General features: G+C 69.1%; 16 protein-coding genes. 5 read left to right on the top strand and 11 right to left on the bottom strand.

All coding sequences use genetic code 11. From position 1 onward, the window contains the following. Window position 1: 1 nt before the first annotated feature. The gene (locus tag LA521A_RS09110) at window positions 2-1,006 is read right to left on the bottom strand and encodes an alpha/beta fold hydrolase (RefSeq protein WP_425494592.1); all 1,005 of its coding nucleotides are present in this window, start codon (window positions 1,004-1,006) and stop codon (window positions 2-4) included. A 301-nt stretch (window positions 1,007-1,307) separates the two neighbouring features. Here LA521A_RS09110 and LA521A_RS09115 point away from each other — a divergent pair, with 301 nt between their 5' ends. From LA521A_RS09115 to LA521A_RS09125, 3 genes are all read left to right on the top strand, one after another. After that, on the top strand, window positions 1,308-1,964 hold the full coding sequence (locus LA521A_RS09115) for a hydrolase (RefSeq protein WP_281781975.1): 657 nt from the start codon (window positions 1,308-1,310) through the stop codon (window positions 1,962-1,964). A gap of 67 nt (window positions 1,965-2,031) precedes the next feature. Then, window positions 2,032-2,310, top strand: a complete 279-nt coding sequence (locus tag LA521A_RS09120; protein WP_281781976.1) for a XapX domain-containing protein — start codon at window positions 2,032-2,034, stop codon at window positions 2,308-2,310. A 98-nt stretch (window positions 2,311-2,408) separates the two neighbouring features. Then, window positions 2,409-4,268, top strand: a complete 1,860-nt coding sequence (locus LA521A_RS09125; RefSeq protein WP_281782061.1) for an amidohydrolase — start codon at window positions 2,409-2,411, stop codon at window positions 4,266-4,268. Between the two features lie 6 nt (window positions 4,269-4,274). Here the strand turns inward: LA521A_RS09125 and LA521A_RS09130 are convergent, their stop codons facing one another. Then, window positions 4,275-4,901, bottom strand: a complete 627-nt coding sequence (locus tag LA521A_RS09130; protein WP_281782062.1) for a response regulator — start codon at window positions 4,899-4,901, stop codon at window positions 4,275-4,277. A 218-nt stretch (window positions 4,902-5,119) separates the two neighbouring features. Between LA521A_RS09130 and LA521A_RS09135 the strand changes: the two genes are divergently transcribed. Together LA521A_RS09135 and LA521A_RS09140 are read left to right on the top strand one after the other, a co-directional pair. Then, window positions 5,120-5,650 carry a hypothetical protein gene (locus LA521A_RS09135; protein ID WP_281781977.1) on the top strand — a complete coding sequence of 177 codons (531 nt, stop codon included), beginning with the start codon at window positions 5,120-5,122 and terminating at the stop codon, window positions 5,648-5,650. A 26-nt stretch (window positions 5,651-5,676) separates the two neighbouring features. Continuing rightward, window positions 5,677-6,108: a DoxX family protein gene (locus LA521A_RS09140; protein WP_281781978.1), complete on the top strand. Its 432-nt coding sequence runs from the start codon at window positions 5,677-5,679 to the stop codon at window positions 6,106-6,108. Window positions 6,109-6,150: 42 nt separating this feature from the next. On the opposite strand, the gene LA521A_RS09145 is transcribed toward LA521A_RS09140, so the two are convergent. The 9 genes from LA521A_RS09145 to LA521A_RS09185 form a co-directional block, all read right to left on the bottom strand. Next, complete coding sequence (locus LA521A_RS09145) at window positions 6,151-9,054, bottom strand: sensor histidine kinase (RefSeq protein WP_281781979.1); 2,904 nt, start codon at window positions 9,052-9,054, stop codon at window positions 6,151-6,153. Between the two features lie 384 nt (window positions 9,055-9,438). Continuing rightward, window positions 9,439-10,263 carry a hypothetical protein gene (locus LA521A_RS09150; RefSeq protein ID WP_281781980.1) on the bottom strand — a complete coding sequence of 275 codons (825 nt, stop codon included), beginning with the start codon at window positions 10,261-10,263 and terminating at the stop codon, window positions 9,439-9,441. A 26-nt stretch (window positions 10,264-10,289) separates the two neighbouring features. Next, window positions 10,290-10,844, bottom strand: a complete 555-nt coding sequence (locus tag LA521A_RS09155; RefSeq protein ID WP_425494581.1) for a lipocalin family protein — start codon at window positions 10,842-10,844, stop codon at window positions 10,290-10,292. 1 nt (window position 10,845) lies between these two features. Then, on the bottom strand, window positions 10,846-11,904 hold the full coding sequence (locus LA521A_RS09160; protein ID WP_281782064.1) for an SAM-dependent methyltransferase: 1,059 nt from the start codon (window positions 11,902-11,904) through the stop codon (window positions 10,846-10,848). Window positions 11,905-11,912: 8 nt separating this feature from the next. Beyond that, a complete protein-coding gene (locus tag LA521A_RS09165) occupies window positions 11,913-12,695 on the bottom strand; it encodes a DUF1295 domain-containing protein (protein WP_281781981.1) in 783 nt (260 codons plus the stop codon). Continuing rightward, window positions 12,692-13,225, bottom strand: a complete 534-nt coding sequence (locus LA521A_RS09170) for a DUF2878 domain-containing protein (protein ID WP_281781982.1) — start codon at window positions 13,223-13,225, stop codon at window positions 12,692-12,694. The genes LA521A_RS09165 and LA521A_RS09170 overlap by 4 nt, the downstream gene beginning before the upstream one ends. Further along, window positions 13,225-14,496: an SAM-dependent methyltransferase gene (locus LA521A_RS09175; protein ID WP_281781983.1), complete on the bottom strand. Its 1,272-nt coding sequence runs from the start codon at window positions 14,494-14,496 to the stop codon at window positions 13,225-13,227. The genes LA521A_RS09170 and LA521A_RS09175 overlap by 1 nt, the downstream gene beginning before the upstream one ends. Further along, window positions 14,493-15,299, bottom strand: a complete 807-nt coding sequence (locus tag LA521A_RS09180; protein WP_281781984.1) for a DUF1365 domain-containing protein — start codon at window positions 15,297-15,299, stop codon at window positions 14,493-14,495. Before LA521A_RS09180 ends, LA521A_RS09175 begins: the two co-directional genes overlap by 4 nt. Continuing rightward, complete coding sequence (locus LA521A_RS09185; protein WP_281781985.1) at window positions 15,296-16,606, bottom strand: NAD(P)/FAD-dependent oxidoreductase; 1,311 nt, start codon at window positions 16,604-16,606, stop codon at window positions 15,296-15,298. Before LA521A_RS09185 ends, LA521A_RS09180 begins: the two co-directional genes overlap by 4 nt.

Consider the following 16,606-nt stretch of genomic DNA (forward strand, 5'->3'; position numbering starts at 1 on the left):
GTCAGGCCTTCGCGAAGGTCAACAGGTCCGCGTTGAGGCGGTCCTTGTGCGTGTCGGTGATGCCGTGCGGCGCACCTTCGTAGACGATCAGCGTGCTGTTCCTGACCAGCTTGGCCGAGGCGCGCGCGGCGGCGTCGATCGGCACGATCTGGTCGTCGTCGCCGTGGATGATCAGCGTGGGCACGTCGAAGCGCTTGAGGTCTTCGGTGAAGTCCGTCTCGGAGAACGCCTTGATGCTGTCGTAGGTGTTCTTGTGCCCGCCGAGCATGCCCTGCATCCACCAGGCGTTGATCACGCCCGCCGACGGCTTCGCGCCGGGGCGGTTGTACCCGAAGAATGGGCCCGACGGGATGTCGAGGAACAGCTGCGAGCGATTGGCCAGCAGCCCCTGGCGGATGCCGTCGAACACCGACAGCGGCAGGCCGCCGGGGTTGGCGTCGGTCTTCACCATCAGCGGCGGCACGGCCGACACCAGCGCGGCCTTCTTGACGCGTTTGGTGCCGTGGCGGCCGATGTAGCGCGCGACCTCGCCGCCGCCGGTGGAGAAGCCCACCAGCATTGCGTCCTTCACGTCGAGCTTGTCGAGCAGCTGCGCCAGGTCGTCGGCGTAGTGGTCCATGTCGTTGCCGTCCCAGGGCTGGCTGGAGCGCCCGTGCCCGCGGCGATCGTGCGCGATGCAGCGAAAGCCGTTGGACGCGAGATGGAACATCTGCGATTCCCAGCTGTCGGCGTTCAGCGGCCAGCCGTGGCTGAAGACGACCGCCGGGCCGGTACCCCAGTCCTTGTAGTAGATCTCGACGCCGTCTTTGGTGGTGAAGGTGCTCATGGCTTTTGCGATTCCTGCATCGGTGGGGGTGGGGGTGGCGGCTGCCTGCGTCGGCGGCGGCGGCTCGGAGGACGAGCAGCCGACGAGGGGGAGCAGCGAAGCGGCGGCCAGCGCGGTGCCGCCGATCAGCACGGCGCGGCGGCCTTCGTCGATGGGGTTGGCGCGTGGGTCGTTGGGCATGGTCATGGCCGGATCGGTTGGCGGCATGGGCGCGCCATGGAGGAAGGCCGGCGGAACGATGCGGACGTGCGCTCGGCCTGCACACGATAGGAAGCCGCGCCCGTCGCGACCTACACGCATGAGGGGTGACCCCGACCCCCCTGTTCGGGGGAGGTAAGACCGCCAGGGCGGGGCATCGCCGCGGCATCCCCCGTTCTGGGGAGTCGCCGTTCCTACCGCTGGCGGTTTTCGCCGCGACGGCGCGCGCCCAGTCTGCGTGGACCACGCGAACCCGCGTGCCGTCCCCGTCGGAGCGCATCCCATGCCCAAGGCTTCCCCCGGTCCGAGTTCGACCCTGCTCACCCCGACAGACCACACGCTGGTCATGATCGACCACCAATCGCAGATGGCGTTCGCGGTGCGCTCGATCGATGTCGGATCGCTGCGCACGAACGCCGCGTTGCTATCGCGCGCCGCGGTCGGCTTCGGCGTCGCGACCATCGTCACCACCGTAGCCGAGAAGAGCTTCTCGGGGCCGTTGTTCCCGGAGATCGGCGATACGTTCGCGCAGGCCTCCATCTACGACCGCACCACGATGAACGCCTGGGAAGACGGCCCCGTCGTCCAGCGCATCAACGAACTCGGCAAGGACCGCCTCGTGTTCGCCGGACTGTGGACGAGCGTGTGCATCGTCGGTCCGGTGCTGTCGGCGATCGAACAGGGCTTCACGGCGTACGTCGTCACCGACGCCTGCGGCGATGTGTCCGACGAGGCGCACGAGCGTGCCGTCACGCGCATGGTGCAGGCCGGCGCGGTGCCGATGACCGCCCTGCAATACATGCTCGAACTGCAGCGCGACTGGGCGCGCGGCGAAACCTATGGGCTGACGACCGGCATCGCGCGCGAACTCGCGGGCGGCTACGGCATCGGCATCCAGTACGCGAAGGCCATGTTCGGCGCGCAGGAAGGCGGGCACTGAGCGCGGCCGTGCGGCCATCCCCCTCCCCCCGGGCCGCACCGTCGCGCTCCCCATTCGGAGACGCACCATGAAGCCGTATCTGCTCTCGCTCGGTGCCGGCCTGCTCGTCGGCATCGTGTACGCGTTGCTCAACGTCCGGTCACCCGCGCCGCCGGTGATCGCGCTGGTGGGCCTGCTCGGCATCCTGCTGGGCGAACAGATCCCGCCGCTGGTCCGGCACTACCTGCACCGCGACGCGCAGGTGACCGCGTGGATGGACGAGCAGGTCAAGCCGCACATGTTCTCGCAGTTGCCGCAGTGCCAACGCCAGCGCGCCGCACAGGACGATCCGGACGCGCGCTCATGACCACCGGACCCGTAGTGGACGCCGGCCGCCGCGCTTTCCTCGGCGCGGCGGTGGGCGCCACGTCCGCCGCCGTCCTGCCCGCGATGGGAGCCCCGACCATGCCCGACCTGATCCTGCACGGCGCCCGCATCACCACGCTGGACCCCTCGCGCCCGCGCGCTTGCGCCGTGGCGATCCGCGACGGCCGCTTCCTGCGCGTCGGCGACGACCGCGAGGTGCTCGCACTGGCCGGGCCTTCGACCAAGGTCATCGACCTGCGCGGGCGCGTCGTGCTTCCGGGCCTGTGCGACAACCACACGCACGTGATCCGCGGCGGCCTGAACTACAACATGGAGCTGCGCTGGGATGGCGTGCGCAGCCTCGCCGACGCGATGGCGATGCTGCAACGCCAGGTGGCGATCACGCCGTCGCCGCAGTGGGTGCGCGTGGTGGGCGGTTTCAGCGACCAGCAGTTCGCCGAGAAACGCCTGCCCACGCTGGAGGAACTCAACGCCGTCGCGCCCGACACGCCGGTGTTCATCCTGCATCTTTACGATCGTGCGCTGCTCAACGCCGCGGCGCTGCGCGCGGTGGGGTATACGCGCGACACGCCACAGCCGCCCGGCGGCGAGATCGCGCGCGATGCCAACGGCAACCCGACCGGGCTGCTGCTCGCGCGACCCAACGCCAGCATCCTGTACGCGACGCTCGCCAAGGGGCCGAAGCTGCCGTTCGACTACCAGCTCAACTCCACGCGCCATTTCATGCGCGAACTCAACCGGCTCGGCGTCACCAGCGTCATCGACGCCGGCGGCGGCTTCCAGAACTATCCGGACGACTACGAGGTGGTCCGCCGCCTGGCCGCCGAAGGCCAGCTCACCGTGCGGCTCGCGTACAACCTGTTCACGCAGAAGCCGCGGGAGGAAAAAGAGGATTTCCTCAACTGGACGCGCACGTCGACGTACCGGCAGGGCGACGACTACTTCCGCCACAACGGGGCCGGCGAGATGCTGGTGTTCTCCGCCGCCGACTTCGAGGACTTCCGCCAGCCGCGCCCGGACATGCCGGCGAACATGGAGGAGGACCTGGAAGGCGTCGTGCGCATCCTCGCGCAGAACCGCTGGCCGTGGCGCATGCATGCCACGTACGACGAGACGATCAGCCGCGCGCTCGACGTGTTCGAGAAGGTGCATCGCGAGATCCCGCTCGACGGCTTGCACTGGTTCTTCGACCACGCCGAAACCATTTCCGACCGCTCGATCGATCGCGTCGCCGCGCTGGGCGGAGGCATCGCCGTGCAGCACCGCATGGCCTACCAGGGCGAGCACTTCGTCGCGCGTTACGGCAAGGCCGCCGCCGAGGCGACACCGCCCGTCGCCAAGATCCTCGCTTCCGGCGCGCGGGTGTCGGCGGGCACGGACGCCACGCGCGTCGCGTCGTACAACCCGTGGGTCTGCCTGTCGTGGCTGGTGACCGGGCGCACCGTCGGCGGCCTGTCGCTGTATCCGGCGGAGAACCGCCTGGATCGCGAGTCGGCGCTGCGCATGTGGACCGAACGCGTCGCGTGGTTCTCGAACGAGGAAGGGCGCAAGGGGCGGATCGCCGAAGGCCAGCTGGCCGACCTCGTGGTGCCCGATCGCGACTACTTCGCCTGCGCGGAGGAGGACATCGTGGATACCAGTTCGGTGTTGACCGTCGTGGGCGGTCGCATCGTGTACGCCGCCGATGAATTCGCGCCGCACGATCCGCCGATGCCTCCCGCCATGCCGGACTGGTCGCCCGTGCGTACGTTCGGTCGTGACGCGAAGTCGGCCGTCGCCGCGGTGCCCGACACGCCCGTGCAGGCAGCCGGCTGCGGATGCGCCCTTGCGTGCAACGTCCACGGGCACCAGCATGCGAAGGCGTGGGGCGCCAATGTTCCGGCCGGGGACCTCAAGGGATTCTGGGGCGCGCTCGGCTGCGCATGCTGGGCCGTCTAGTCGGGCTTACTGCGCCATCTGCCCCAGGATGCCGCGCCGGATGCCGATGCGGATCGCCTCGGTGCGGTTGTGGCAGCCGAGCTTTTCGAAGATGCGCGACACGTGCGACTTGACCGTCTCGATGGAGATGCCCAGGTCGGTCGCGATCCGCTTGTTCTCCTTGCCCTCGAACAGCAGCTGGAGGATGCGCAGTTCGCGCGGGGTCAGCAGCTCGTTGCCCAGGTAGGTCGCGACGTCGGCGCAGACTTCCGGCGAGACGTAGCGTCCGCCCGCATGCACCTTGCGGATGCAGTCGAGCAGCTCGTCGCGCAGCGCGCTCTTGAGCAGGTAGCCCGCCGCGCCGGCCGCCATCGAATCGCGCGCGTTCGCATCGCCGCGGAACGTCGTCAGGATGACCACGCGCGCCGACGTGTATTCGCCCCGCAACGTGCGCACGCCTGCGAGGCCGCCCATGCCGGGCATCTGCAGGTCCATCAGGGTGACGTCGGGAAGCAGGCGGCGGAACGCCTCCAGCCCCGCTTCTGCGGTGGACGCGCCGCCCACCACGTCGATGTCCGCCTCGTTCGACAGCATCGCCGCGATGCCTTCGCGCAGCACGGGGTGGTCGTCGATGGTCAGCACGCGGATCGGCATGGCACTCACGCTCTTCGGGGGACGGAAGCGGTCGTGGTTCCGCTCGTTGACGGGGAGGGTACATCCGGGCGCGCGGCCGGCGCGAGCGCATTTGAAGGGAGCGCTTGCGGTTCGTCATTCCCCCGGATGGGGGAGGTCGCGAAGGCAAGGATGGTGGATGCCCACGCAGCGTCCGGGCTTCACCCTTTCCGCTCGCGGCCAGACCGGGAGTGGCAACAATGCTCGTCAATGTTCCCAGCCTGGACGCGTTGCTCGACCGCCACGCCGACCCGCTCGGCGCGGCGTTCAACGCGTACCGCAACCATGCGTACCGGGTGCTCAATTTCCACTGCCTGCTGAGCACCGGCGACGTCGACCTGGAGAAGCTGTCGATCGCCGTGGCCTACCACGACCTCGGCATCTGGTCGGCGGGCACGTTCGACTACCTCGCACCGTCCATCGCGATGGCCAACGCGCACCTGCACGACATCGGGCGCATGGAGTGGTCGGAGGAGATCGCGGCGATGATCGACCATCACCACAAGATGACGCCATGCGATCGGCGCGAACGCGCCAGCGTGGAGACGTTCCGCCGCGCCGACTGGATCGACGTGTCGAAGGGCAGGGTGCGGTTCGGCCTGAAACGCTGCGTCGTTTCGTCCGTCATGAACATGTTCCCGGCGCTGGGCTTCCACCGCCTGCTGTTGAAGTTGTCGCTCAAGCGGATGCTCACCCATCCGCTCAATCCACTTCCGATGCTCCGCTGGTAGGGGCGCTTATCCATCGAGGACTCGACATGACGACTCCGTACACCCTCGCATCCGACCGCCGCACGGCAACGCAGGGCGCCTCGGCCGCAGCCGCCGCGCTCTGCGCCCGCCTGCTGCTCAGCGCGGTGTTCCTGATTTCCGGGATCTCCAAGTTCTCCAACGCCGAAGGCACGCTGGGGTACATCGCCTCGGCCGGCTTGCCGTTCCCGGAGTTCTCGTTCGGCGTGGCGGTGCTGGTCGAGATCCTGGGCGCGATCCTGCTGATCGTTGGTTACCAGACCCGGCTCGTCGCAATCCTGCTCGCCATCTTTTCGCTGGTGACGGCGCTGGCCTTCCATTACCAGATCGACGACCAGAACCAGTTCATCCACTTCCTGAAGAACCTCGCCATCGCCGGCGGATTGTTGCAGGTGGCCGCGTTCGGCCCGGGCAGCCTGAGCGTGGACGGCAGGCGCTGAGCGATCCCGCCGATGGAGGCCGCCAACGTGCGTGGCGGCCTCTCAGCGTTTGCGGTACGCCTCGTTGGCGCCGATGCCGACTTTCACCTCGGTGCCGCCGCCGGGAAGGCCGCTGATGGTGAACGTGGCGCCGATCAGCGATGCGCGCTCGCGCATGCCGGTCAGGCCCCAGTGGCGTTCCACGCCCATCCTTTCTTCCGGAATGCCGACACCGTCGTCGCGGACGGTCAGGACGACGCCGGTATCGCGGTAGGCCAGGTGGATGTCCACGCGCGTGCCACGCGAGTGCAGGCAGGCGTTGGTGATCGCCTCACGGCCGATCTGGCGGAGTTCCTCGTAGACGATGGACTGCAGCGGCCGCGGCGGCAGCGGCACCGTGATGTCGCACAGGAGCTGGTGCTCAGCCGCGAGTTCCTGCGCATGCCGGCCCAGGGATTCGGCCAGGTCCATCGTGCTCGCTTCCGGATCGCGCAGCAGGTGGATGCGGTCGCGCCCTTCGCGGATCGTGTCCTGCGTGCGATCGAGCACGCGTTCCATCTGCTGGCGCAGCGGCGCATCGGGCGGCAGCCGTGACGCCAGCGCCTGGAAGCTCAGCAGCATGCCCTGCATGCCCTGCAGCAGGGTGTCGTGCAGATCGCGCGCGATGCGGTTGCGTTCGGCGATCTGCGCCTCGAAGCGATCGCGCAGGCGCGTGGTTTCGTAGCGCAGCCGCAGGACGTAGAGCAGCCACAGCGCGAGCGCGAACGCCGCGATGACCAGCGCCTTGAACCACATCGACTGGAGGAAGGTCGGCGGCACCGTGAAATCCACCGACGCGCCCTGCGGGTTCCACACGCCGTCGTTGTTCGCCGCGACGACACGGAACGTGTAATCGCCCGGCGCGAGGTTGGTATAGAACGCCTGGCGGCGGTTTCCGGCGTCGATCCAGTCCTCGTCCACGCCGGCCAGCTGGTAGCGGAACCTGACGCGGCTGGGGATCGTCAGGCTCAACGCGGTGTAGTCGATCTCGATCCGCGACGCGCCCGCCGGCAACGTCGCGGACACGGGATCGGGGAGTCGCTGCGAACCGAACGCCAGGCCGGTGATCCGCACCGGCGGCGGCAACCCGTTGCGCACGAGGCGATCGGGCTGCACCTGCACGATGGCATCGGTGGTGAGGAAGCGCAGCACGCCGTCGCCGCCTTCGGCCGCACTGTTCTTCGAATACGCCGTCACCGCGGGCGCCCGCAGCCCGTCGTCGAAATCGAAGCGCTGCGCAGGCAGCGCCGTGCCCGGCTCGTCGAAGCTGCGCAGGAGCGCGTCCCGCGACACGCGCGCGATGCCCGCACGCGACAGCAGCCACGTATGGCCCTGGCGGTCGTCGGCCATGCCGACCACGCCCTGCAGCCACGGGTCGTTGCGCTGGAGCAGCGTGATCGCGCCGTTGCGCAGCCGGGCCATGCCGCCCGTCGTGCCCACCAGCACGTCGTCGCCGACCGGCCGCAGCAGGGTGATCTCCTTTCCGGGGATGTCGTCCTTCTTCCACAGCACCTTGGTGTCGGGAAGGTCCATGTAGACCAGGCCCTGCGAACGTACGTGCGCGAGCAGGCCATCGCCGTGGGAGATCAGCGTGGTGACCTTGAGCGGTCCGTCCGGCCCGTCGGGAAGGCTTTCGATCCACTCGCCGTTCTCGTAACGCGTGAGGCCGCCGCGCGCGCGGTTGAACCAGAGTCGTCCGTCGGGCGTGGCCGCGCAGTCGAGGAAATTGCGCCGCTTGTCGACGGGTATCCCGTCGAATCGGCCACCCGTGCCGCGATAGAAGGCATCGCTCGTGGCGAACCAGATGGTTCCCGTCGCGTCCTCGCAGATGGCCTGTGGATTCCTCAGGTCCGTCAGCAAACGGGTCGTCGTGCCCTGGGGGGAGATCGAATACAGCGAGTCCGAGTCGGCCGCGTAGACGGTGCCATCGCGCGCGGCCATCAGGATGTACCCGTACGACGAGTAGGGCGCGACACCCGCCGTGGAGCGGATGTTGGCCGGCGTGAAGCGGTCCAGTCCGGCGCTGGTTCCGACCCAGATGTTGCCTTCGCGGTCTTCGAGCACCGACAGGGCGCGGTCGGAGGTAAGACCGTCCTTCGCGCTGAAGAACTCGTGCACGGGTTGCTTGCCGCGGTACAGGTCGTGGGGCCTGGCGATCCGCATCAGGCCGGCGGACCACGTGACGGCCCAGATCGCATCGTGGCGATCGAACAGGTAGTAGCGAAGCGAGTCGTCCGGCGGAGGCGCGATGGCGGGGTAGGGCGCGGTATCGCGGACGGCGAGCGGCAACGCCGGAAGGCGCCGCGTGCCGAAGGGACCGGACTCCCACACCTGACCGGAGCGGTCGGTCGCGAGCACCTCGTCCTCGTCCTTCGCGCGCGCGATCCCCGAATCGCGGAAGCGGCGCTCGCCCGGCTCGAGCACGAGCATCCTGGCCCGATCGGAAACCCAGATGCGTCCGTCCCGGCTCTCGGCGATTCCCCACGCGAACGGACGCTCCAGGCCCCACGACTCGCCGATGGTTTCCCAGCGACCCGCGCTGTAGCGCATCAGCGGATGGTTCGTGTTGCCGATCACCGTCCACACCGCGCCGCGCTGGTCCTCCATGAAGTAGTGGACCCACCGGTCGCTGGCGGGCGTCGAGCGGTCGATCAGTTTGCCGTCGCGCAGCACGGCGATGCGGCCGGACTGGTAACCGATCCACAGCTCGCCGTTGCGCGCGGCCATCAGGGCGGAGACGGGATCGCCCACGCGCGCGCCGTTGGCGGGCGCCGGAACCATCTCGAAACGCACGCCGTCAAAGCGGTGCAGGCCGCTGTCGCTACCGGTCCACAGGAAGCCGTCCGGCGTCTGGGCGAGGGCGTAGATGCCCAGCGGCACGCCGTCTTCCGCGGTCCAGCGGCTGTGTTTGAATTCATCCAGCCTCACGGCCGGATCCAGCGCACGCGATGGCGCCGGGCCGAGCAGGATCGCAAGACCTGAAAGCACTGCAAGAAGATGGCGCACCACAGCAGCCCCCGTAGGCTGTTCGATCTGGTGGGTTGATCGCGTGCGCGGATAACCCCCTCGCGCAGGATCGCAATGCTACCTGTTCGGCATGCGGAGCGACTCATTCTTTCGACGTATGACATCCGTCATGGCGTGCATGTCGCGCGGCGCGGGCTGCATTCGGCGCGCACGGCGCGCGAACAGTTTCAGATGACACGAACAGTCGTCCCGATGCGGGCAGGCGATGCGCCCGTGATTCGAACGTCGAATGGAGGGCGAGGCGGTCATCGTGTCGCAGGGCAGGTGTGATGCCCCGACGCACGCTCACTGGCAGCGCGTGGCCAGTGGCGCCTTCAGCGCCTGCTCGTAGGCGAGCGTCGCGGCTTCGGCGCGTTGCGGTGAGGGCGGGAACTCGATGCGCACCCGCATCGGCGAGCCGTCCTCTCCCCGGATCGTGCCGGGTCCTTCGAAGGTGCGAAGGCGCTTCGTGGTGGCGTCGTAGGTGACCTGCATGTTCGGCGCGACGAAGCCGAGCCAGTGGTCGAGGCTGAGCCGTAAGCGCACGAGGTCGCCCTCCGAGGCGTCCACGCGCTGCACGCGAATCGGCAGCGGCGAGCCGCGACTGGGCATGAGGAACTTCGCGTGGGCGACGGTGCCGCTCGCCAGCACGGTCCAGCGTTCGCGTACCCAGGCGTCGAAGCCGGCGTCGATCACCGTGTCCGCATCGACGTCCACCGTGCGCTGGCGCAAGGGTGCGGCGGTCGAGGCGCGCCAGTACGCGCGACGCGTTCCCGACGCGCCTTCCACGCCTTCGCGGTAACCGTCGCGCGCGTCGTCGAACTCGAATGCGGGTGCGCCCGGCAGCGCCGTGTCGATAATGCGCTTGCGTGCGAACGCGCGCCCGTCCGGGCAACGGTAGACGACGAGGCGACTGCGCTCGGTTCCGGCGGTGCGGATCCAGTGCTGCTCCTCGTACACCAGGCGGCCGGTGCGAAGGTCGGTCGCACGCCCGGTCGTGCGTTCCAGGCTGGACGCATCGGCACCGCAAATGAAACAGCCCGACATGGCGACCACGCAGGCGAGGCGCGTGCGGGCCGATCGCGCGGTGACACGGAGGCGACCGCGCACCGTGTTACGGGTAGGGCTCATGGATGCTCGCCCGCCGGTTGTACGTATCAGGGTGTCGCCTTGGCATCGCTCGCGGTTTCCGGCCAGCGCTGCGGCACCTTGCGCAGTTCGTCCGTGCGATACCCCATGTCGCGCAGGCGCTGCACGGCGTCGGCATAGGCGGCCTCCGGGATGACGGGCGTGCGCGCCATGATCCAGGCGTAGTCCCGTTTGCTGCGCGCGACGATCGTCAGCGTGTAATCCGGATCGAGGTACGAGATGACGTACTCGGCCTGGATCGGCCAGACGAACTGCATGCCCCACACGGCGTTGCCCGTGCCGACGCGGACCGTGCCGACGGGATGCATCGTGCGTACCGGCGCATCGAAACCGCCGCGCCGGTAGCGGAAGTGCGTCTGGATGCGGCCGTCTTCGCGCAGCGAGTAGGACTCGATGGCGTTGTACGCGTCGCGCTCGGGGAACGAGGGGATGTGCGCGATCACGTACCAGTCGCCCATGAAGCGCGGAAGGTCCACGTTGGCCACCTTCGGCACCGTCGGCGCGGTGTGCGCGCAACCGCACAGGGCGAGCAGCCCGGCGGCGAGAGCGGTCATGCGTTTCATCTCAGTCCTCCCGCGCGAACCGGTAGTGGGCGACCTGCCATTCCTCGCCGCCGCGATACCCGAACAGCTCCGCGCACGCCATCCAGAACATGCGCCAGCGCTGGTTCCACAGCGTCGCCGCCTCGCCGTATGCGTCGCGCAGCGGGGCCATGACGGCATCGCCTCGCGCATCGTGGTTCGCAAGCCAGTGGTTCGCGGTGCGCGCGTAATGCTCGCCGCCGAGGATCCAGCGTTCGTCCAGTCGCAACGCCTGCTGGAAATGCAGCAGCGTATCGGCCGCCGGCATCAGGCCGCCGGTGAAGAAGTGCCGGCCCATCCAGTCGTCCTTGCCGTCGACCTCGAACGGGTAGAGCAGGGTGCGGTGGCAGAAGATGTGCACGAAGAGGCTGCCGCCGGCGCGCAGCCATCGCGCGATGCGCCGCATCAGCACGTCGTAGTTGCGCATGTGCTCGAACATTTCGATCGACAGGCAGCGATCGAACGACGCGCCATCCAGTTCGAGCCGGTTCGCATCGCAGGTGACCACGCGGACGTTGGTCAGGCCCAGTTCGCGGCACCGCGCGAGGAGGTACTCGCGCTGCCCGTGCGAGTTCGACACCGCGGTGATGCGCGAGCGCCGGTAGCGCTGCGCCATCCACAGCGTGAGCGAACCCCAGCCGCAGCCCAGTTCGAGGATGTCGAGCCCGTCGGCCAGGCGCGCACGTTCGGCGTAAAGCTCGAGCATCGCCTCCTCGGCTTCGTCGAGCGTCTCGCGGCCCGTGGGGTAGTAGCAGCACGAATACTTGAGGCGCGCGCCGAGGCACGCCTGGAAGAACGCGGGCGGCAGTTCGTAATGCTGGCGGTTGGCCGCGTCGGCGTGAACGGCGACCGGGCTGTGGCGCAGCATCGACAGGCGCTGCGTCATCCGCCGCGATTGCGCCTCGATGCCGCCGTCGCGCTCGTCGCGCAGGCGTTGGTCGCACAGGCGGCGGATTCCGAAGCGGATCGCGGCGTCGGGCAGTAGACCGCGCTCGGCCATGCCCAGCAGGCCGGGCGCGGGCAGGTCGGGGACGGCGTGCATCACGGTGCTCATCGAGGCTCCTTCGGAAACCAGGGAAACAGCATGGAGGTGGAGCGCTGGTAACGACGGTAGTCGTCGCCGCGCGTGCGCAGGGCCTGGCGTTCGGTATGCGGAATGCCGCTGAGCCAGCGCAGGAAGACGTACATCGTCAGCGGTCCGGCCCAGGCGAGCCACGCGATGGGCGATCCCACCGCCAGCAGGACATAGGCGAACCAGTGCAGCCACTCGAAGAAGTAGTTCGGGTGTCGGCTGTAGCGCCACAGGCCGCTGCGCATCGTGTGCCCGCGGTTTTCCGGGCGCGACCGGAAGCGCGCGAGCTGCGCGTCGGCCAGCGTTTCGCCCGCGACGGAGATCGCCCACATCAGCACGGCGGCGAAGAAGAATCCGTTCGGCCCCGCGACCGGGTTGCGCGCCACCGCGGCGAACGGCAACGCGAACAGCACCACCAGCAACGCCTGCGCCTGGAACAGCGCGAACCATCGGAGCGGATCGTCGCCCCAGCGTTCGCGCAACGCGGCGTAGCGGCCGTCCTCGTGTTCGCCGCGCACGCGACGCCACAGATGCCAGGCCAGCCGCAGGCCCCAGAGCCCGCCAAGGATCGCGAGCAGCACGCGCGGGATCGCCGCGCCGTCGCCGAGCGCGGCCAGCAGCACGGCCGCGCCGGCGACACCGCAGGCCCAGACGACGTCGACCAGCCCGGCATTGCGGCGGCGTTGCTGCCATCGCCACGCGAGCGTCTGCGCGATCGCCGCGAGCACCCACACGAGCAGCAGGGACGCGCCGGTGTTCATCGGGAGCCGCCCATCGCCAGCGGCGGCACCGGGGCCGTCCCGCGCGCGTGACGCGCGACGAGCGTCAACACGCAGGTCGCGACGGCCCATCCGATCGCGAGCGCGATCGTCGCCTGCGTCGAATCAACCAGCTCCACCGCGCCCAAACGTGCGGCGCCGAGGTACGCCAGCGGTCCCCCGATTGCGCCGAGAAGGAACGCCGCGCCCGGACGCAGCCACCCGAGCGAATGCGTCAGCGTCATCGCGAACGCGCCCCACAGGGCGACGATCCACGCCGGCACGGGCGCGCCTTCGCCGCCGCGGTACACGATCCAGCCCAGTTGCCCGAGCGCGCCATCGAGCACGATGCCGAGCAGCAGCGCGCACGCGACGAGCCGTGCATCCAGCCGGCGTTGCGACGAACCGATCCACTGCAGTGCGACGAATGCGCTGCACGCCAGCACGCCGATCCACGCGGCACCGCGCGCAGCGCCGAGCACCGAGGCCCACCACGCAAGCTGGAATCCGGCGAAGTTGGCGAACGATCGCATCAGGCCTCCGGCGTGCCCGCGCGCTCCGCGTCCGGGCGGTAGCCGGGGCGCGCGAACAGCATCTGCGCGACGCCGATCGAACGCTCGCGGAAACCGCCTTCGCAATAGGCGAGGTAGAACTCCCACATGCGGATGAAGCGTTCGTCGAAGCCAAGTGCACGCACCTGCGGCAGGCGGTCCAGGAAGCGTTCGCGCCACGCCTGCAGCGTGCGCGCATACGACAGCCCCATGTCTTCCAGATGCAACAACGCGAGATCGCTGGCGGCGGTCTTCGCCGACAGCATGGCGGCGATCGACGGAATGAACGAGCCCGGGAACACGTGCCGCTTGATGAAGTCCACCGAGCGCACGGCCTGTTCGTAGCGGTGGTCCTCGATGGTGATCGCCTGGATCAGCGCGAGCCCGTTCGCCGACAACCGTTCGCCGATGCATTCGAAATAGCGGCGCAGGTTCTCCGGCCCGATCGCTTCGACCATCTCGATCGAGACCAGCTTGTCGTAGGTGCCGTCCAGCTCGCGGAAGTCGCGCTGCAGGACGGTCACGCGCTCCTGCAGGCCGGCCTCGGCGACGCGTTGGCGCGCCAGTTCGTACTGCTCGCGCGAAAGCGTGGTGGTGGTGACGTGGCAACCGTGTTCGCGCGCGGCGTGCAGCGCGAAGCCGCCCCAGCCGGTGCCGATCTCCAGCACGCGATCGCCTTCGCGCAGCTGGAGCTTGCGGCAGATCGCCTCGAGCTTGCGCGTGGAAGCGGTTTCGAGCGTGTCGTCGTCGCGTTCGAACAGCGCGGAGGAGTACATCAGGTCCTCCGACAGGAACAGGCGGAAGAACGTGTTGCCCAGGTCGTAATGCGCGGCGATGTTGCGACGCGCGCCCGACGCGGTGTTCCGCCGCAGCGCGTGCGCCGCTCGCAGCACCCCGCCGGCGATCCGCGCCGGACCGCGCTCGACATCGTCCAGCAGGTCGCGATTGCGGACGAGCAGACGCACCAGGCCGACGAGGTCGTCGCACTGCCATGCACCGTCCATGTACGCCTCGGCCGCGCCGACGCTGCCGCCGAGCGCGACCGCCCGATAGAAGCGCGCATCGTTGACGCGCAGCCGTGGTGGCGGGCTCCGACCGGTGTCCTCGCCGAGCGTGAGCGAGTCCCACGGGTCCTGCAGCGCGAGGGCGCCGGTGCGCAGCCTCGCCAGTTGCGACACCACGCGATCGCGCAGGAGCCGGTCGAAGGCGCCGGCGGCGGGAAGGGGAAGGACCTGCTGCGCGGTGTCGCTCATGGGGCGGAGCCCTTTGCGGGATGGTCGGGATCGGGGTGGTCGTGCATGGGCGTGCGCTTGAGCCACAGCTTCAGCGCCTGCCAGTGGATGGCGCCGATGACCTGAAGCGTCATGGCGGGATATCGCCACAGCACGCGCGACAACGCCGCGGCATCGAGCGGTCGACGCGCGAGCGCCAGCGTGGCGTCGAACTCGCGATGCGCGCCATCGAGCACGTTCATGTGCACGCGCAGGCTCTCGCCGGGCGGCGTGAAGGTCCATGCGTAGCGGCGCTGCATGGCCATGAAGGGCGACACATGGAAAACCTTGTCGAACTGCCAGTGGAGCGCACGTCCGCGCTGCTGCGCGTGCGCGACCGGCAGCACGTAGGCGTGGCGTTCGCCCCAGGGGGTGTTGGTGATCTCGGCCACCACGTGCTCCAGTGTGCGGTGGTCGGAGCCGTAGCAGTAGTAGAAGCTCACCGGGTTGAACGCATAGCCGAAGTAGCGCGCGTGCGTGAGCAGGCGGATCGGGCCGATCGGCGTGACGCCGGTGGCCGCCGCCACGCGTTCGCGCACGGCCTGCGCGAGCGGACGATCGGGCGGGCCGAGGTAATCGCTGCGGCGGAACTCGCCGAGATTGCGGCCGCGCGTGGACCAGAACGGATGTGCGTCCAGCACGGTGTCCACCTCGTCCAGGTCGAGGAACAACTGCGCGATGCGGTAATCGAAGGCATGTCGCCGCGGCGCATGGCGTCGATGGCGCACCGTGCCTTCGTACAGTGCGCTGCTGCGTGGACGCATGCGGTCGCCGCCGTCGCTCATGCCGCCCCCCATGCGGGTTGGCCGGGCAATACAACGTCCGTCGCGCGCGGCGCGGCAGCCGCGTCCGGCCATTCGACGCCGAGCCCGCGCGCGACATCGACCGCGCTGCGCAGGCCATCTTCGTGGAAGCCCCAGCCCCAGTACGCGCCGGCGAACCACGTGCCGCGACGACCCTGGATCTCGTGCCGACGCGCCTGGGCCGCGACCGCTTCGGCCGTGAAGACCGGATGCTGGTACCGCACGCGCTTGAGGACGCGGGCGGGATCGATCGCCTCGCTGCGGTTGAGGGTGACGATCACCGGCGTTCGCACCGGCAACCCCTGCAGCAGGTTCATGCAGTAGCTGACCGTGCAGGCGCTTTGCGGATCGGCGCCGACGTGCGCGTTCCACGCGGCCCACGCCTTGCGGTTGCGCGGCAGCAGGCGCTCGTCGGTATGGAGCACGACCTCGTTGGGCTGGTACGCGATTGCGCCGAGCACCTCGCGTTCGCGTTCGTCGGCATCGGTCAGAAGCGCCAGCGCCTGGTCGCTGTGGCAGGCCAGCACGACGTGATCGAACGCCTCTTCGCCCTGCGCGGTCGAAAGCGCGACGCCGTTTTCGAGTCGTCGAACGGCATGCACCGGCGTGGCCAGGCGCACCGTCGCCGACCACCGCTCGCGCAGCGCCTGCACGTAGCGCCACGAGCCGCCGCGCACGACCTTCCACTGCGAACGCCCGGCGACCTGCAGCATCTGGTGGTTCGCCATGAACTGCACCAGATGGCGCGCCGGGAACTGCAGGATCTGCCCCGCCGGCGCGGACCACAGCGCGGAGGCCATGGGAACCAGGTGATCGTCGCGGAACGCATCGCCGAAGCGGTTCGCGTGCAGGTAATCGCCCAGTGTCGGGCCGGGGCCGGACTCGGCCAGCAGCCTCGGCGCGATGCGGTAGAAACGCGTGAGGTCGGCGAGCATGCGCAGGAAACGCGGCGAGAACAGATTGCGCCGCTGGCAGAACAACGCGTCGAGCGTGGTGGCGTTGTATTCCAGTCCGGTGCGTTCGTTGTGCACCGAGAAGCTCATCGTGGTCGGCTGCGTCGCCACGTCCAGTTCGCCGAACAGGCGCGTGAGCAGCGGATAGTGCGCCGGGTTGTGCACGATGAAGCCGGTGTCGACCGCGAGCGTGCGGCCGTCCACGTCCACTTCATGCGTGTGGGTGTGGCCGCCGAGGGTGTCGTTCGCTTCGAACAGCACCACCTCGTGCGTGCGCGAGAGCAGCCACGCCGCGCCGAGTCCCGAAATGCCCGAGCCGATGATCGCGATGCGCAT

The organism is Lysobacter auxotrophicus (assembly GCF_027924565.1).
Lineage (GTDB): Bacteria > Pseudomonadota > Gammaproteobacteria > Xanthomonadales > Xanthomonadaceae > Lysobacter_J > Lysobacter_J auxotrophicus.

Bases quoted from the DNA above. Each gene is read 5' to 3' on its own strand.
- LA521A_RS09110 (WP_425494592.1), bottom strand. From the start codon at position 1,006: ATGCCCAACGACCCACGCGCCAACCCCATCGACGAAGGCCGCCGCGCC.
- LA521A_RS09115 (WP_281781975.1), top strand. From the start codon at position 1,308: ATGCCCAAGGCTTCCCCCGGTCCGAGTTCGACCCTGCTCACCCCGACA.
- LA521A_RS09120 (WP_281781976.1), top strand. From the start codon at position 2,032: ATGAAGCCGTATCTGCTCTCGCTCGGTGCCGGCCTGCTCGTCGGCATC.
- LA521A_RS09125 (WP_281782061.1), top strand. From the start codon at position 2,409: ATGCCCGACCTGATCCTGCACGGCGCCCGCATCACCACGCTGGACCCC.
- LA521A_RS09130 (WP_281782062.1), bottom strand. From the start codon at position 4,901: ATGCCGATCCGCGTGCTGACCATCGACGACCACCCCGTGCTGCGCGAA.
- LA521A_RS09135 (WP_281781977.1), top strand. From the start codon at position 5,120: ATGCTCGTCAATGTTCCCAGCCTGGACGCGTTGCTCGACCGCCACGCC.
- LA521A_RS09140 (WP_281781978.1), top strand. From the start codon at position 5,677: ATGACGACTCCGTACACCCTCGCATCCGACCGCCGCACGGCAACGCAG.
- LA521A_RS09150 (WP_281781980.1), bottom strand. From the start codon at position 10,263: ATGAGCCCTACCCGTAACACGGTGCGCGGTCGCCTCCGTGTCACCGCG.
- LA521A_RS09155 (WP_425494581.1), bottom strand. From the start codon at position 10,844: ATGAAACGCATGACCGCTCTCGCCGCCGGGCTGCTCGCCCTGTGCGGT.
- LA521A_RS09160 (WP_281782064.1), bottom strand. From the start codon at position 11,904: ATGCACGCCGTCCCCGACCTGCCCGCGCCCGGCCTGCTGGGCATGGCC.
- LA521A_RS09165 (WP_281781981.1), bottom strand. From the start codon at position 12,695: ATGAACACCGGCGCGTCCCTGCTGCTCGTGTGGGTGCTCGCGGCGATC.
- LA521A_RS09170 (WP_281781982.1), bottom strand. From the start codon at position 13,225: ATGCGATCGTTCGCCAACTTCGCCGGATTCCAGCTTGCGTGGTGGGCC.
- LA521A_RS09175 (WP_281781983.1), bottom strand. From the start codon at position 14,496: ATGAGCGACACCGCGCAGCAGGTCCTTCCCCTTCCCGCCGCCGGCGCC.
- LA521A_RS09180 (WP_281781984.1), bottom strand. From the start codon at position 15,299: ATGAGCGACGGCGGCGACCGCATGCGTCCACGCAGCAGCGCACTGTAC.
- LA521A_RS09185 (WP_281781985.1), bottom strand. From the start codon at position 16,606: ATGCGCATCGCGATCATCGGCTCGGGCATTTCGGGACTCGGCGCGGCG.